Source organism: Actinomyces sp. Z5 (assembly GCF_003287795.1).
GTDB lineage: Bacteria > Actinomycetota > Actinomycetes > Actinomycetales > Actinomycetaceae > Actinomyces > Actinomyces glycerinitolerans.
This window is the reverse complement of sequence record NZ_QMIN01000063.1, coordinates 45,738-60,060: the sequence shown is the minus strand read 5'-3', so window position 1 is coordinate 60,060 and position 14,323 is coordinate 45,738. Positions and strand designations below refer to the sequence as shown.

Sequence of the window (14,323 nt, the reverse complement as noted above, 5' to 3'; positions counted from 1 at the left end):
GGGTCGCCACCGCACTGGTGGCGACCCCACATGCCTTCCCGCTGCGTCCGCAGCTCGGTTCAGTTCGCCAGCTCGGGGAACCAGATCGCGATCTCACGCTCGGCGGAGGCGGGCGAGTCCGAGCCGTGCACCAGGTTCTGGATGGCGTTGGTGCCCCAGTCGCGGCCGAGGTCTCCGCGGATGGTGCCGGGCGCCGCGGACGTCGGGTCGGTCGCCCCCATGAGCGAACGCACCCCCTCCACCACGTGCTGTCCCTCGGCGACGGCAGCGACGACCGGGCCACGGGTCATGTACTCCACGACCCCGGGATAGAAGGGCTTATCGACGTGCTCGGCGTAGTGGGCAGCCAGAACCTCGGCGGTGGGGAGCACCAGTTTCAAGGCGGTGAGCTCGTAGCCCTTGGCCTCGATGCGGCGCAGGATCTCGCCGACCAGGTGCCGCTCCACGGCGTCGGGCTTGAGCAGGATGAGGATGCGTTCGGGGGCGTCAGTCATGACGTTCCTTCTGTCGTAGCGAGGACTGGAGAGCGTCCGCAGGCGCAAATGCCGACGGTCCGACCGAGTGTAGATGGTTCCGGCGACGCGTAGTGCCGGGTGCGGCGCCCCGGACGCGCCGGGACGGGCCATCATCTCCGACCAGGCCTTCCTGCTGGGCGGCGCCCCGGACGCGCCGGGACGGGGCTCAGGCCTTGCCGAACAGGGCGCGCGCCTCGGCGGCGAGCACCACGGACCCAACAATCAGCACCCCGGAGGCAGTCATCGGGGCGTCGAAGCCCTCGGACAGGTTCACCGCCTGCTCCACACCGGCCGCCAGCGTGGGGGCCACCACCACCCGATCCGCGCCGAACACCTCGCGCGCGACCGCACCCAAGTCCTCCGTGTCCATGGCACGTGGGGAGTCAATGGGCACGCACACGACGGCGTCGCAGGCCGGCTCCAGGACGGACAGAATTCCCTCCACATCCTTGTCCTGCATGGCGCCGACGACGGCAACCAGGTGCTGGAAGCCGAAGGCCTCCTCGACCGCCGGGATCAGGGCGGCGACGCCGTGTGGGTTGTGACCGGCGTCGACGATCACGGTCGGGCTGGAGCGCAGCACCTCCAGGCGACCGGGGCTGGTGACGGAGGTGAAGCCGTCCTCGACGATCTTGGCGGGCAGGGGCCGGCCGCCGAAGACGGCCTCGGCGACAGCCAGGGCGAGCAGGGCGTTGTGGGCCTGGTACTCCCCGTGCAGGGGCACGAACACGTCCTCGTACACGGCGGCGGCCGTGGCGAAGGTAACCATCTGGCCGCCCACCGCCAGGGCGCGGTCGAGCACGCGCAGCACGCCGGCGTCGGGGGCCTCGGGGTCCTCCTCCGGGTCGAGCTCACGACGCCACACGACCTGATGCTCGGCGGCGGCCGCGGCGATCACCTCCTGCACCGGCTCAAGCTGCCGGGAGGAGATCAGCGTGGCGCCATCCTTGATGATGCCCGCCTTATTTGCGGCGACCTCCTCCAGGGTGGTACCGAGCCAAGCGGCGTGGTCGAGCCCGATCGGGGTGATGACCTCGACGTCGCCGGGAACCACGTTGGTCGAGTCCCAGGTACCGCCCATGCCGACCTCGATCACCGCGACGTCCACGGGGTGGTCGGCGAAGGCAGCCAGTGCCATCACGGTGAGCACCTCGAAGAAGCTCAGCCGCGGCCCGCCGGCGGCCCGGGAACGGGCGTCGACCATCTCGATGTAGGGGGCGACGTCCTCCCAGGCGGCGATGAAGTCCTCCTCGCTGATGGGCTCACCGTCCAGAGCGATGCGCTCACGGATGGTGGCCAGGTGCGGACTGGTGAAGCGCCCGGTGCGCATGCCGGTGGCGGCCAGCAGCCGCTCGGTCATGCGAGCGGTAGAGGTCTTGCCGTTGGTGCCGGCGATGTGCACGATCCGGTAGCTGTGCTCGGGGTGGCCCAGGATGTCGAGCACGGCGGCCACCCGGTCCAGCGAGGGCTGCACCTGGTGCTCGGGAGCGCGGGAGAGAATCTCCGCCTCAACCTCACGCAGTCGCTGGGACACTTCGACGGCGTGGGCGGCCGCGGTCAGGTCGGCCCGGTGACGCTCGGCGTCGGAGCCGACCGCGGCGTCCGGGGCGGTATCGGGCAGGACCGGTTCCCAGTCCTCCCAGTCGTCGGTTTCATCGTCGTCGACCTCCGCCAGCAGGGCGTCCAGGCGCTCGAGGTCGCCGCCGGGCACCATGTTGGCGGCCACCAGCTCGCGCAGGGCCGCCAGGTCCTCCGCCTCGGCCTGCGCGCGGCTGCGGTCGGCGGCCGCATCGGCGTCGGCAACCTCGGCCAGAGACCGCCCGTCGGTGGCGTCGGCAGCCTCCAGATATGGCAGCAGGTCGGGGTCGATACCGGAGTGCGTGCCGCCGGGCCCGTAGACGGCGTCGACGACGTCCTCCCCGCTGGCGCCGGCGGGGATGCCGAAGGCCGCGCCGGGGTGTGACTCGGCCTGGCCGCCGGCGTGAGCACCCCGGTCGTGTTGCTGCTTGCTGCTCATGTGCTGCTGTTCCTGCTTCCTGCTCGACGACGCGGGCCAGCCTAGATGACCGGCTCCGGGGAGGGCGGGGCAGGTGCTGGCGCCCTGACCGGAACCGGAACGGTATTGACCGGCCCGGTGGTAACAACGACCGATCTCGGTGGTTATTTCTACCGACCTCGGCGAGAGGCGGTGGCCTCGGCCACCCGGCCTCTCAGCGCTCGGCCTCGACCAGCTCGATGAGTTCGCCGATGCCCCCATGGATGCCGAAGGGCCGGAAGGGGAAGGCCTCGACCTGCTCCAGAGTGGTCGAGCCGGACAGCACCAGGTGCGTGCGCAGGCCCGCCTCGACGCCCGCCTGAATGTCGGTGTCCATGCGGTCCCCCACCATTGCGGCCGCCTCGGAGTGGGCGCCGATCTTGTTCAGCCCGGCCCGGATCATCACCGGGTTGGGTTTGCCGACGAAGTAGGGGGAACGACCGGTGGCCGCCTGAATCATGGCCGCGACGGCGCCGGTCGCCGGCAGCGTGCCCTCGTCCGAGGGGCCGTTGACGTCGGGGTTGGTGGCGATGAACTTCGCCCCGCCCTCGATCAGCCGGATGGCGCGGGTGATGGCGTTGAAGTCGTAGGTGCGGGTCTCCCCCAGGATCACATACTCCGGGTCCTGGTCGGTCATGATGTAGCCGGCGCCGTGCAGCGCCGTGGTCAGACCGGCCTCGCCGATCACGTAGGCGGTGGAGGCCGGGGACTGCTGGGTCAGGAAGGCCGCCGTGGCGTTGGCGGAGGTCCAAATGCGCTCCTCGGGCACGGAGAGCCCGGAGCGGGCCAGCCGGGCGGACAGGTCCCGGTTGGTGAAGATGGAGTTGTTGGTCAGCACCAGGAAGGGCATGCCCTTGCGCTCCAGGGCGTCCAGGAACTGCTGCGCGCCGGGCAGGGCGCGGTTCTCCCGCACCAGCACACCGTCCATGTCGGACAACCAGGCGGTGACCGGGGGCATTTCGTCGAGCGGCAGCGAGGCGGTGGTCGCGTCGTCGGCGGGAAGCGTTGGTGAGGCCATGGGGTAATCCTGCCATTGCGTTCCGCCGGCGTGCGTACCGCTGGCGCGGCTCAGTAGTGTTCCTCCGTGGACATCGCGGCAGGCCATCCGCTTTGAGAGCGCTTGGCGTCCTGGGCTCGGATCGCGCCGAGTTCCTCGTCACTGAGCCGGAAGTCGAAGATGTTGAGGTTCTCGCGGATGTGCTCCGGGTTGAGCGACTTGGGGATCGACACGATCCGGTTCTGCGTGAGGAAGCGCAGCAGCACCTGCGCCGGGCTCTTGCCGTGGGTCCGGCCTATCCGCACCAGGACCGGATCGCGGAGCATGCCCGACTGCCCCTCGCCGAGCGGCGACCAGGACTCGTGGACGATCCCGTGGGAGGTGAGGAAGTCGTGCATGCCCCACTGCTGCCAGTACAGGTGGGTTTCGATCTGGTCGACGGCGGGGACGACGTCGGCTGTGTCGATGATCTCCAGGACCTGCTTCCGGTTGAAGTTGGACAGGCCGATCGCGCGCAACTGGCCGGTCCGGTACGCCTCCTCCAGAGCCCGGTAGGTGCCGCGGCTGTCGGCATTGGGCCAGTGGATGATCATCAGGTCGAAGTAGTCCAGCCCGGCGGCCGCCAGGGAATCCTCGATGCCCGCGCGGGTGGACCGGTAACCGCTGGTCTGGGTCTTCGAGGTCATGAAGATCTCCTCGCGGCCAAGCCCGGATGCGCGTACCGCGGCCCCGACCTCGCGCTCATTGCCGTAGTTCTGAGCGGTGTCTATGAGCCGGTAGCCGGCGTCCAGGGCGTCGGCAACATGGCGCTGGGTCACGCGCCGCGGGGTCAAATAGGTGCCGTAACCCAGCACCGGCATCACCACTCCGTTGTTCAGTTCGACGTACTCCATGGGAATTGGTCCTGTTCGGTTGAAGTGTTCCTGGTTCTCAGATCGACTTGCCCAGCTCGTAGGCCTGCCGGGGATTGTCACCGAGCCGGCTGACCAGCCGGGCCCCGCCGGCATGGATACACCCATGGTCGCGCCAACGCACGTAGTCGGTGAGCATCCAGTGGTAAACGGGATACTCCGGTTTGTGGGGGTGGGTGGCGCGCGCCCGGGCGCCCCGCCGGGGGACGGAATGTCCGAATCCGGCACAAAGGCCGTCGACGACCGCAGGGGCCGATTTGAAAACCGCATGATTCCAACGTTCTTCCCATGGCCGCCGGCGACGGCGGAGTCGTTTATGCCGATCCTGGACACTTTGGGCCACCACGCACGGGATCGCCCCGAAGCCGGTCGCCTCGCGCGGGTCAGGACTTTCGGCGTCCCTGATCAGCAGCACGTCTACGCCCGCGGCGGGATGCCGGCGCGCGGTTGAGGACGGTTCCAAGTACCTCGGCTCCGCCCTGCTCGACTGCCAGCACCGCATCGTTCAGGTCCTCGCCGGTGGTCCGCGCCGATCGCACGACCATCAGGGCCCCGTCGGCTTGTTCGGCGAGAATCGCACCGTCGGTGAACTGCAGCAGCGGCGGCGAGTCGATGATCACCGTGTGTGCAGTACTCAAACGCTGCAAAAGTGCGGACATGTCGGCGGACGCAAGCAGCTCGGACGGGTTGGACGGAGTCGCGCCGGCGGGAAGAATCTCCAGCCCGGGCGTGGAGGTGCTCACCAGTACCTCCTCGAGGCTCGCCGCACCCTCCAGCAGTTGCGACAATCCGGGGCCGTCCTCGGGCAGTCCGAGAACGTGGGCCAGGGAAGGGGCGCGCAGGTCCCCCTCGACGAGGACGACCCGCCGTCCCAGCGCGGCCATCACGCGGGCGAGGCCTACCGACACCGTCGTACGCCCCTCCTGCCTCCTCGCCGAGCTCACGACCAGTACCCGGATGTCGCCCTTCGGTCCGACGTGAAGCAGATTGGTCCGCAGGCGACGCAGCTCCTCCTCGGTATCCGGGTCGGCACCCCGCAGCGGGCCGTCCTCGGCGATCGACCTCGACGATGGGACGGCGCCGAGTGGCGCGGCGCGGCCGGCTGCGATGACAGCCTTCGCGCCGTGCAGGCGCCTGTCCGACAGCTCGCGGAAGATGATCCACAGATATCCGAGCACGAGGCCGCCGAGCGCGCCCAGACCCAGGTAGGCCCAGGCGTTCGGCGAACGCGTGACACCGGAGAGTCTGGAGGGAGTCATGAGGATGACCTCCACCGGCGAGGTCTCGCCCTCGAGCTCGCTGACCTCATGCGCGGCCTGGAGGACCGCCTCGTCCGCGACCGAGCGCGCCTCGGCCGCGGAAGTCGCCGTCGCCGACACGCTTACGGTAGCCGTGTCCTCGGCGTGCGTCGCCGTCAGTGACTGAGCGACACTCGCGGCCGTCGCATCCAGACCAAGCGCGTCCACGACCCGCTGGCCGACCGCCTCCGAGGTGAAGACGGGAACGATCGCCGTGATCTTTCGGGGTGCCATCTGGGTTGCGGCGTAGTGCGCCTCCGTGTCGTCCTGCGCTCCGACGGGCACATTGACCCGGACGTAGGCGACTGCGGAGGCGGTGTAGGTGACCGGCGTCACCCGCACCACGACGGCGGCGGCAAGCACGCAGGCAACAATCACCGCCAGCAGCACGCCGGCGCGCCGACGAGTCAGGGATATGAAGCTCTCCAGCGTCATTTCGCATCACCGACTTAGGATCACGACAGGGAGGAACGGCGCCGTCAGACGCAGAAATGTAGTCTTCAGGGAGCACGTGAACGAACACGCCGAGCCTAGCACGCAAGATCCCCAAGCACCTTCATGGCGAGCGAACTCCACTCGCCTTGGCATGTGACCGCGCCGAACAGCGGATCGGCGCCGCAGCGTTTACAGCATGACCCCCTTAAACGGCTTCTTTGACGGTAGAACGAGCCTGTCACCAAACTCCAGGTTGTAGCAAGCGGGCCGGAAATGGGCTAGGCCGTCCGCGTCCGTGAAGGTAATCTCCCCGAAGTAGACGCGTCCGTCCACCTCATAGAAGTCGATTCTGGCGCAGGCGAACCCCTTGCCGAGCCGCTCGGCGACGGCGAGCATCTCATCGAGCCGCTCCGGAGCCGGCACATCCCCAGAACAGCGCGATTCACAGATGTACTCGAACGGTGCCCTGGTCCAGTCAGGCAGGTAGGTTCCCCGGCACACGCCGTCCGGGCCCCGGTCGACAGTGAACGCGAACTGGACGACGCCGTCGAAGGTCATGAACTTGTAGTCCCGCAGCCCTCCAGAAGCGTCCTGCAGGTATTGCTCGCACACGATCCGCGGCTCGCAGAACTCGTAGTGCATTTCGAAGCCGCCCTTCATCGCCTGCCGACGCTTCAGCCAACCCTCCAAGCGGCGCCGACAACCGGCAACGTCGAGCTCGCGCTTGTCGCGGACGACGATGTTCCAGCCTGAGCCATGGGTGGCCTTGAGGACGAAACTGTCGGGCAGCGCGTCGAAATCGATCTCCTCGGGCGAGTCCCAAACACCCAGCAGGGGAACCAGGTAGTCCTCCCCCACCGTTGCGCGGACCCACTCGCGCACAAGGTACTTGTCGGCGAGACGACCCTTGAGCGGGGTGGAGTCATAGAGCTTGAGCCAGTTGATCTTGTCGGTCATCGAGCGGGGATGGTCCAGATCGCAGGCGCGTCCCTTGAGCAGGCAGTGCCACCGCTTCAGCTCGGCGCGGTACCGAGAAGGATCAAGACCGCAATTGCGCCGGTAGACGGCCTCCTTCAGCCAGGTCTGTGCCGAGCCGGGCATAACGGCCACGGCCACGCCTTTGACGCTCACGATCAAGACTCCAGGGATCGGTATCGGCCACCCGGCGCCGATGCGTCGGATGCGGAACACGCGGCGCAAGCTGTTGAGCAACGGTGTAATACCGCCTCGGCTCCACCGCCCGAGCGGCCGCGCAGCCATAGAATTATCGCCCAGGCGGGCCCGCCATGTCGAATAACAGTGGGCGTGTTCGCCAACATATCGGTCACGATGCTCACACCTCGATACCAATTGCGCGAATAAGGGGATTTCTTAGCGACTTCCCGGACGCCCCATGAACGCCCGCCTCACGCGCAAGAACGACTCACGCAGTACCCCGACGTCGCTCACAAAAAGCAGCACCAGACACGCTCCGGCGAATAAGACCGGCCACATGCTTCCCTCGCACGACATGCAAATAGACATGACCGAGAGGAGCAACAGCTGGTAGGCAATTCTCGCACGGTCGATCGGCATGTCGATCCGCGTGGCGATGTCGCGTACACGGACCAGGAGAACGATCGCGTATGCCACCACGCCGGCGACGCACGCCCCCCAGGGCCCCATCGCCGGTACGAGCGCGACTCCCAGAAGCAGGTTTACGGCCGCACCGATCGCAGTCGAGATCATCAGCATCCGGCTCTTCATGAGTGCCTGGTAGAACGTGCCGAAGAACACCGACATGACGCCGAAGGCTGCGGCGAGCATCAGCAGCGGCACATAGCGCCAGGCATCCTGGAACTCCGACTGCAGCAGTAGCCCGGAGATCTGCCTGTTGAGTACTATCACCAACCCCGCCATCGAAAGCGTCACCAGGGAGTACCCGCGCAGCACGCGCCCAAAGAAGAGCCCGCTATCGGCCGCGCCGATCTCCCGGGCGGTTGAGAATTGCCAGGCCTGCTGAAATACGGAGCTGATGATGTTGATCAGCGACGGCATCTTGGTTGCCGCCGTGTACAGCCCGGCCGCGGCCAGACCACTGCCCCACACGACCACATAGCGGCCCGATACGCTCACGATCCACCACGACAGGAGATTGGGGACCAGGGGGAGGCTGTAGATCAGCATCCGGCGTAGGAGCGCGCCGTCGAACCGCAGCGGCGCCACGAAACGGTACTCCGCCGAGCACACGAATGCGGCGGCACCGGCCACCACGTATCCGATCGAGTACGACCACAGGTATCCGGCGACGCCGGCGTGCAGGTGAACGAGCAATGCGTACGTGGCGATAGCGAGGACGAGGGCGTTTATGAAGCCGTACCCGACGAATCGCCGCACGTGCCCGAGCCCGCGCGCGAACTGGCTGGTCGCCTTGTAGATGCAGGCAGACGCGAATAGGAAGAAGAAGGGCACGGCGTGGGCGTAATCAAAGATCCTCCAGGCCAGCGCCGATAGAACGGCCGCGACGAGGATCCCGCCGCCGAGAACCAGGACCGAGTTGCAGAACAGCTCCCCCTTCCCCACCGTCTCGTCTATCGAGAAGCGGTACAGCGCCTCAATGACACCGAGCGACGCCAGCGGCAGAACGATCTCGATCCCACTGTTCAGCAGCTCGGCTGCGCCATAGTCCGAGGCGGTCATGGCGCTCGTGTACAACGGCATGAGCACCAGCGAGACCACCTTGACCGCAAGGCTTCCCAGGCCGAAGATCACGGTATTGCCGAGGAGCTCCGCCAGGCGGCCCCGACTACGACCCGACATTGAACTGGGCCTTCCACCGTTCGATCAGGGCGAAGTCCAGGCCATCCAGCTTGGTCTCCCACCTGTCCTCGATCATCCGGGGCAGCGCGGCGGTGATGTCCGGGCGCTCGACTAGGGTGAGCGAGTAGTCCTTACCCATCTCTCGCGCACGGTAGTCGATCGAGATGATGATCGCGCGGCATCCCTGCTGGAGCGCGAATATGCCGCCGTGGAGTCGATTGCCCACGTAGTCCACCCCGGTCTCCAGAACGGCGCGGTAGGCATCGACGTTCGGCGGCACGACCTCTATGCCGGACATGTCGCTCAAGGAGCGCAGGTAGGCGAGGTCGTCCACGCCCTGTGGCCAGAAGCAGATCCTGCGATAGTGCTCTCGCAGGATCCCGATCATCGCCGCATCATTGTCCCGGTCCGGCTGATAAGAGGTCAGAGTGAACACCACCGTGGAGCTCTTGGACTGCGGGATGCTCGCGCAGTGCTCGGGAGTCAGTCCCCACAGCGTCGGACAGCCGGTGTTCCACGCCCTTAGGCCGATGGTCTCCAGGAGCCGCTTGGTTCGGTCGTCGCGTACGGAGTGCACGACGTCGTGCGCCAGTACCTTCCTGAACAGCGCCCGCGTGTAGAGGTTCACCGAGGCGCTGTTGACGCCCGCCCCGACCCCAAGGCACACGGTTCCCGCCGCCAGGCCGCAGTTCAGGTAATTGATGTTCCAGGCGGGCAGCGGCCGCAGCATGTTGGTGTACAAGGCGTTCGTGCCGCACAGGAATTTCAGATCCGCGGTCTTGAACGGGTCGAGCTTGCGCCGACAGAGTAGGTACTGCAGCGGCGTATGGGTCGGGGTGTGCGAAGCCATGCGCATGACGTAGTTCGATGCGAACAGCTCCGGCCAGTTGGCAGCGATCGACCGATTGATGATCTCGTCGCCCATGTTCAAAGAGCCCACCGACGTATCAAGGAGCAGGATCCGCTTCATCATGAGTCTCCCCGCCTGCCCTCGAGGGTCCGCGCCGGCACGCCGACGGCGGTGGCGCCGCTGGGCACGTCATGGATCACGACCGCCCCGGCACCGATCACGGCGTCATCGCCTACCGTAACGGGCCCGAGGATCAGCGACCCGCATCCAACGGTGACACGGTCGCCGAGCCGCGGTAGGACGTTGATTCCCTTGCGCCTCCCGATTGTCACGTTCTGTCCCACCTTGCAGTTCTCACCGATTTCCGCAGCCGGATGAATGACAACCCCCAGCGCGTGGTGGGGAAAGAGGGTTCCTTTTCCAATCTTTGTGGCATAGGGAACGTCACACGCGAAGACCACCCGCATCACTCCTCTGATCAGGTGCGCCGCCGGACGCAGCCCGTGCCGGGCGCACCGGCGGGCGGCGGAATAAGAAGCATGGACGGGATTCATTACCAGACTCCTTCCTCAAATACCGTTCGGTAAGGAAACAGGGTGTACCAACCGGGTCGATATAGAAGCATGATTGTCATGCTCACGAAGGCTATGAGTACGAGCAGCACCGAGACGTACCAGTTCCGCAGCCCCGGCTCGCGGGCGACGACATTCCCCAGGCCGACGACCATCGGGAGCGTCAAATACATCTCGAGGCGGTCGAGCAGGTTGAATCCGAGGGAGACGATCATGATCCCGGCGTCGACGACGGCGAAGGTGACCAGGATGCGGGTGACCCCGGTCTTGTCCGCCGCCACCGCGGAGTTCCATCCGCACATCGCCGCCAGACCGATCATGAGCAGCCGCACCCCCACCCCCATGACCGTGGCCATCCTGACGCCGCCCTCCGCGTACTGCGAACTCAGGTAGTGGCCGTAGTACGCAGAGAATACGGAGGCCTTGGTGAGGACCAAGCTCAGGCAACCGGTGCAGGCGCCGATGACCGCCCCCCATTTGACCCAGTCCAGGAAGCTGTTCAACCTCAGCATCGGAATGAAGTAGGCGGCGAGCAATAGTATGGCGGAGGCATGGAACTGCGCAGCAAGTAGTATCAGAATGAGGTAGCGCACGAGCCGCCGCTCCATCAGAGCCGGTACGGCGAGCAGGAATATGGCCGCCGCGATGCCCTGCCGGGTGGCGAGCATGATGTCGTAGAACACGGACATGCCGAAGGCCAGGAGCAACGCCAGCGGGTTCGACCTCGCATACCTGTGGATGAAAAGCACAACCGACCAGAAGGAGAAGATGGAGACTACTAGCAGCAGCACATTGAAGTCGTCCGTGATACGGCTGATCAGGTAGTTGACGACCACGTATCCGCGTTCGAATCTGCTGACGGCAAAGGCCTCCGACAGGCCGTCCGTGTCAGTAATCTTCTCGAACACGTCGTAGTACCGGCTGGTGTCGTTTCCCACCGTTCTGGCACGCAGGCCCGCCATCGCCACGAACAGCAGCCAGGCGACGAGCAAGGGCGCGGTCGACTTGCGGCTCCCGTCTTCACGACGACCGCCGAGCAGCCCGCCCACCAGGGCCAATATCCCGAACAGAGCGTAGTGAACCCACATGGCCGTTACTCGCCCCGCGCCAGGGACAGGTAGCGCCGCGAGAGCGCCCCGGCCTCTGCGGCGACGTCGAATCCACTGCTGCGCGCCTGCTCGACACCCTGCGCCCTGAGGGCCTCGGTCCCGGCCTGCGGGAGCACGTCCCTGACCCGCTGCGCCCAGTGTCCGGCGCCGAGTTCCAGCGCCAAGAAGGAACAGTCTCCAATGGACACCTCCTGCGGCACCCTGTCGGAGCAGACCAGCGGCAGACCCGCGCACTGCGACTCCACACCGACCATCGGCAGCCCCTCGAAGCGGGAGGGCAGCATCAGCACATCCATCGCCTGGTAGAGCGCCGGCACATCAGACCGGTCACCGAGGAACGTCACGCTCCCCGACAGGCCCCGCTCGCCGACCAGGCGCTCAATGTCCCCACGCAGCGGCCCGTCGCCTACGAGCAGCAGATGGCAGTCGGGCTCGAGTGCGAGCAGCTTCTCGAAGACCGCTACCAGAAACCGGTGGTTCTTCTCCTCGCTGAAGCGACCAACGTGCCCTACGACCTTGAGCCCGTTAAGGCCGAGTTCCGTCCGCTTCGCGTCCCGCATGCGCTGATCGAAGCGGTATCTGTTGACCTCCACGGCATTGGGAAGCACCTCGAACTGGCCCGCGCCGAACAGGAACTCGCCGGCGCTCCGGGAGCAGGCCAGCCGCACGTCGGAGTAGCGGCCCATGTTGCGGCAGACGATCTGGTTGCGTATCGAGTTCAGTCTCGAGTCGGAGTACGCCGTGGAATGGGAGTGCACGATCATGGACCTCACGCCCGCTCGGTGCAGGACCGGGTAGACGAAGCGGGCCAGCACCGGATCGTGAAGGTGCACGACGGGGTACTGCCCCGGATGCTCGTGCAGCAGCGTCGCGAGCTCCTTGCGGATCCGCAGGATGTTCTTGCCCGCGCGCCCGGGGAAGCACCTGCCCCCGAGCGACTCGATCTCCGCGCGCCGAGTCTCATCGGGGGTGGCGTAATAGTAGAAGTCGAATATCACCCGGCGCCGGTCGACGTTCCGGAAGTAGTTCATGACGACACTCGTCACACCGGAGCGGCGCGAAATTGAGGAGTTGATATGCAGGATCCTGAGTGGGCCGCCGACGCCGACCTCCCGCCGAGTCCGATTGTCCATGGTTGCCTTCATCCTCTTACGATTACTCTCCCTGCCCGACGCGTCCCCGATACGAGCGATCGTCGAGCACTCACTTCAGCCTCAGCACCTTGATGACACCCCAGGCGCACACGTGGAATACCGACCGCACGACGCTCAGGTGCTCAATATCTCGATACAACCTCCAGTGATACTTCACCAGACTGAGCTTGTTGGCGGATATCGAGTCGCTGCGGACCCGGTACTGGGCGAGGACATCAGGGATACCCCATATATACTTCTCCCTCTTGAGCATGCGCAGCCACAGGGCGTCGTCATTGCGTTTCCGGATGTCAGGGACTTCGAATTTGCCTAGTCGAGACACATCGTACATCACCGTGGAGTTCCCCACCGGGCAGTCCAGCAGGAGCCGGTTGTAGCCGACTCGCCTCGGACTGGTCAGGACCTTGCCGGTGGGAGCCCCGTGCTCGTCCACCTGTTCGTACGCGGTACAGCACAGGGCGACGCCGTGGCTGCCCATGAACTCCAGCTGGCGGGTCAGCTTGTCCGGATGCCAGAGATCGTCGGCATCCAGGAAGGCCATGTATTGCCCCCGGGCCATCTCCATCGCGCGGTTGCGCGCCATCGCCGCACCGCTGTTGCGCTCCAAGCGCGTGCACCGCACACGCGCGTCGGCATCCGCCAGCAGCCTCGCGCGCTCGAAGGTCCGATCGGTGGAGCAGTCATCCGCAATCAGCAGTTCCCACGAGGTATAGCTTTGCGCCTGCACCGATTTGACGGCCTCATCGATGAAGCGCTCCGCGTTGAACGCCGGCATGATGATCGACACTAGTCCGGGCACCACGGCCATTACGCTGTTTCCTTTCTTCAGTGGGCTCCGAACACTGCGCGCACCGTGGCCAGAATGATCCGTAGATCGCGACCGATGCTGAACTCACGAATATCGTCCAGGTTGAAACACATCTTCGCCGGAAGAATCTCCTCGATGTAGGCCCTATCTGCATCCGCGGCCGAGGTCAGTAACAGCGCCTCGTCCTTGAACTCGATGCTCGCGGTGGAGGTCACTCCCGCAGGAAGCAGTAATGTGGCTTTCATCTCCTGCGTGTACTCGCGCACATACTCGGGAACCTCGGGCCGGGTCCCGACAAAGGTCATGTTCCCTTGCAGAATGTCTATGAGCTGGCTGGTCTCATCTATCCGGTAACGCCGCATGAAGGCGCCGACCCGGGTGATACGGGGATCGGCGTGCACCGTCACCTGTGTCCCGGGTTCGCTCGGACGGTCCACCATCGTGCGAAACTTGTGGATCTTGAACTCGCGGCCGAAACTGGTCACCCGTTGTTGCCGGAAAAACACAGGGCCGGGCGAGTCGAGCTTAATGATCAGCGAAAGCAGGACGAACATCCACCCGAGCGCGACCAGCATGAGCCCGGCTCCAACAACATCGAACAGCCGCTTCAGCCGTAGCTGCCCTTCATGCGCAACCAGGTGATCGTAATAGGGACGCACGGCGTCGTTCTGCATGTCCGCCGGGAGGTCGGACCAGGCGGGCATTGCCGCGCGACGTCCCCGCCTCGCGCCGACGGTGCCGGCCCGCCGTCGCGGCGCACCGCTCCGCCTCCCGTCCTCACGCCCCGGATCGGCAGTCCCCTTCGCAGTTGCCGCGGGTCCACCCCGTTCCGGCATGGGG

The 14,323-nt window shown here is 66.0% G+C and carries 13 protein-coding genes; all 13 read right to left on the bottom strand.

Annotated elements, in window-relative coordinates; genetic code table 11:
* Positions 1-59: 59 nt before the first annotated feature.
* The gene (gene ndk, locus DRB06_RS08805) at positions 60-494 is read right to left on the bottom strand and encodes a nucleoside-diphosphate kinase (RefSeq protein WP_111819730.1); all 435 of its coding nucleotides are present in this window, start codon (positions 492-494) and stop codon (positions 60-62) included.
* A 187-nt stretch (positions 495-681) separates the two neighbouring features.
* Positions 682-2,532, bottom strand: coding sequence for a folylpolyglutamate synthase/dihydrofolate synthase family protein (locus DRB06_RS08800; protein WP_111819729.1), 1,851 nt, complete (start codon positions 2,530-2,532; stop codon positions 682-684).
* Positions 2,533-2,725: 193 nt separating this feature from the next.
* Complete coding sequence (locus tag DRB06_RS08795) at positions 2,726-3,568, bottom strand: HAD-IIA family hydrolase (RefSeq protein ID WP_073332862.1); 843 nt, start codon at positions 3,566-3,568, stop codon at positions 2,726-2,728.
* A gap of 50 nt (positions 3,569-3,618) precedes the next feature.
* On the bottom strand, positions 3,619-4,440 hold the full coding sequence (locus tag DRB06_RS08790) for an aldo/keto reductase (RefSeq protein WP_108967815.1): 822 nt from the start codon (positions 4,438-4,440) through the stop codon (positions 3,619-3,621).
* A 401-nt stretch (positions 4,441-4,841) separates the two neighbouring features.
* Positions 4,842-6,191, bottom strand: coding sequence for a CpsD/CapB family tyrosine-protein kinase (locus DRB06_RS08785; RefSeq protein WP_111819728.1), 1,350 nt, complete (start codon positions 6,189-6,191; stop codon positions 4,842-4,844).
* 189 nt (positions 6,192-6,380) lie between these two features.
* A complete protein-coding gene (locus tag DRB06_RS08780; RefSeq protein WP_108967819.1) occupies positions 6,381-7,322 on the bottom strand; it encodes an ATP-grasp fold amidoligase family protein in 942 nt (313 codons plus the stop codon).
* A 240-nt stretch (positions 7,323-7,562) separates the two neighbouring features.
* Positions 7,563-8,990: a lipopolysaccharide biosynthesis protein gene (locus tag DRB06_RS08775; protein WP_181575236.1), complete on the bottom strand. Its 1,428-nt coding sequence runs from the start codon at positions 8,988-8,990 to the stop codon at positions 7,563-7,565.
* Positions 8,977-9,963, bottom strand: a complete 987-nt coding sequence (locus tag DRB06_RS08770) for a polysaccharide pyruvyl transferase family protein (protein ID WP_258522210.1) — start codon at positions 9,961-9,963, stop codon at positions 8,977-8,979. The genes DRB06_RS08775 and DRB06_RS08770 overlap by 14 nt, the downstream gene beginning before the upstream one ends.
* Entirely contained in the window at positions 9,960-10,394 is a 435-nt protein-coding gene (locus DRB06_RS08765) for a serine O-acetyltransferase (RefSeq protein WP_111819727.1), read from the bottom strand. Before DRB06_RS08765 ends, DRB06_RS08770 begins: the two co-directional genes overlap by 4 nt.
* A complete protein-coding gene (locus DRB06_RS08760; protein WP_111819726.1) occupies positions 10,394-11,500 on the bottom strand; it encodes an EpsG family protein in 1,107 nt (368 codons plus the stop codon). Before DRB06_RS08760 ends, DRB06_RS08765 begins: the two co-directional genes overlap by 1 nt.
* Positions 11,501-11,505: 5 nt before the next feature.
* Complete coding sequence (locus DRB06_RS08755) at positions 11,506-12,654, bottom strand: glycosyltransferase (protein WP_111819725.1); 1,149 nt, start codon at positions 12,652-12,654, stop codon at positions 11,506-11,508.
* A gap of 70 nt (positions 12,655-12,724) precedes the next feature.
* Positions 12,725-13,483, bottom strand: coding sequence for a glycosyltransferase family 2 protein (locus DRB06_RS08750; RefSeq protein ID WP_111819724.1), 759 nt, complete (start codon positions 13,481-13,483; stop codon positions 12,725-12,727).
* Between the two features lie 17 nt (positions 13,484-13,500).
* A complete protein-coding gene (locus tag DRB06_RS08745; protein WP_073332840.1) occupies positions 13,501-14,187 on the bottom strand; it encodes a sugar transferase in 687 nt (228 codons plus the stop codon).
* Positions 14,188-14,323: the final 136 nt, after the last annotated feature.

What these genes read in the sequence shown, in the direction of transcription:
- ndk (WP_111819730.1), bottom strand. Translation starts at nt 494, where the DNA reads ATGACTGACGCCCCCGAACGCATCCTCATCCTGCTCAAGCCCGACGCC.
- DRB06_RS08800 (WP_111819729.1), bottom strand. Translation starts at nt 2,532, where the DNA reads ATGAGCAGCAAGCAGCAACACGACCGGGGTGCTCACGCCGGCGGCCAG.
- DRB06_RS08795 (WP_073332862.1), bottom strand. Translation starts at nt 3,568, where the DNA reads ATGGCCTCACCAACGCTTCCCGCCGACGACGCGACCACCGCCTCGCTG.
- DRB06_RS08790 (WP_108967815.1), bottom strand. Translation starts at nt 4,440, where the DNA reads ATGGAGTACGTCGAACTGAACAACGGAGTGGTGATGCCGGTGCTGGGT.
- DRB06_RS08785 (WP_111819728.1), bottom strand. Translation starts at nt 6,191, where the DNA reads ATGACGCTGGAGAGCTTCATATCCCTGACTCGTCGGCGCGCCGGCGTG.
- DRB06_RS08775 (WP_181575236.1), bottom strand. Translation starts at nt 8,990, where the DNA reads ATGTCGGGTCGTAGTCGGGGCCGCCTGGCGGAGCTCCTCGGCAATACC.
- DRB06_RS08770 (WP_258522210.1), bottom strand. Translation starts at nt 9,963, where the DNA reads ATGATGAAGCGGATCCTGCTCCTTGATACGTCGGTGGGCTCTTTGAAC.
- DRB06_RS08765 (WP_111819727.1), bottom strand. Translation starts at nt 10,394, where the DNA reads ATGAATCCCGTCCATGCTTCTTATTCCGCCGCCCGCCGGTGCGCCCGG.
- DRB06_RS08760 (WP_111819726.1), bottom strand. Translation starts at nt 11,500, where the DNA reads ATGTGGGTTCACTACGCTCTGTTCGGGATATTGGCCCTGGTGGGCGGG.
- DRB06_RS08755 (WP_111819725.1), bottom strand. Translation starts at nt 12,654, where the DNA reads ATGGACAATCGGACTCGGCGGGAGGTCGGCGTCGGCGGCCCACTCAGG.
- DRB06_RS08750 (WP_111819724.1), bottom strand. Translation starts at nt 13,483, where the DNA reads ATGGCCGTGGTGCCCGGACTAGTGTCGATCATCATGCCGGCGTTCAAC.
- DRB06_RS08745 (WP_073332840.1), bottom strand. Translation starts at nt 14,187, where the DNA reads ATGCCCGCCTGGTCCGACCTCCCGGCGGACATGCAGAACGACGCCGTG.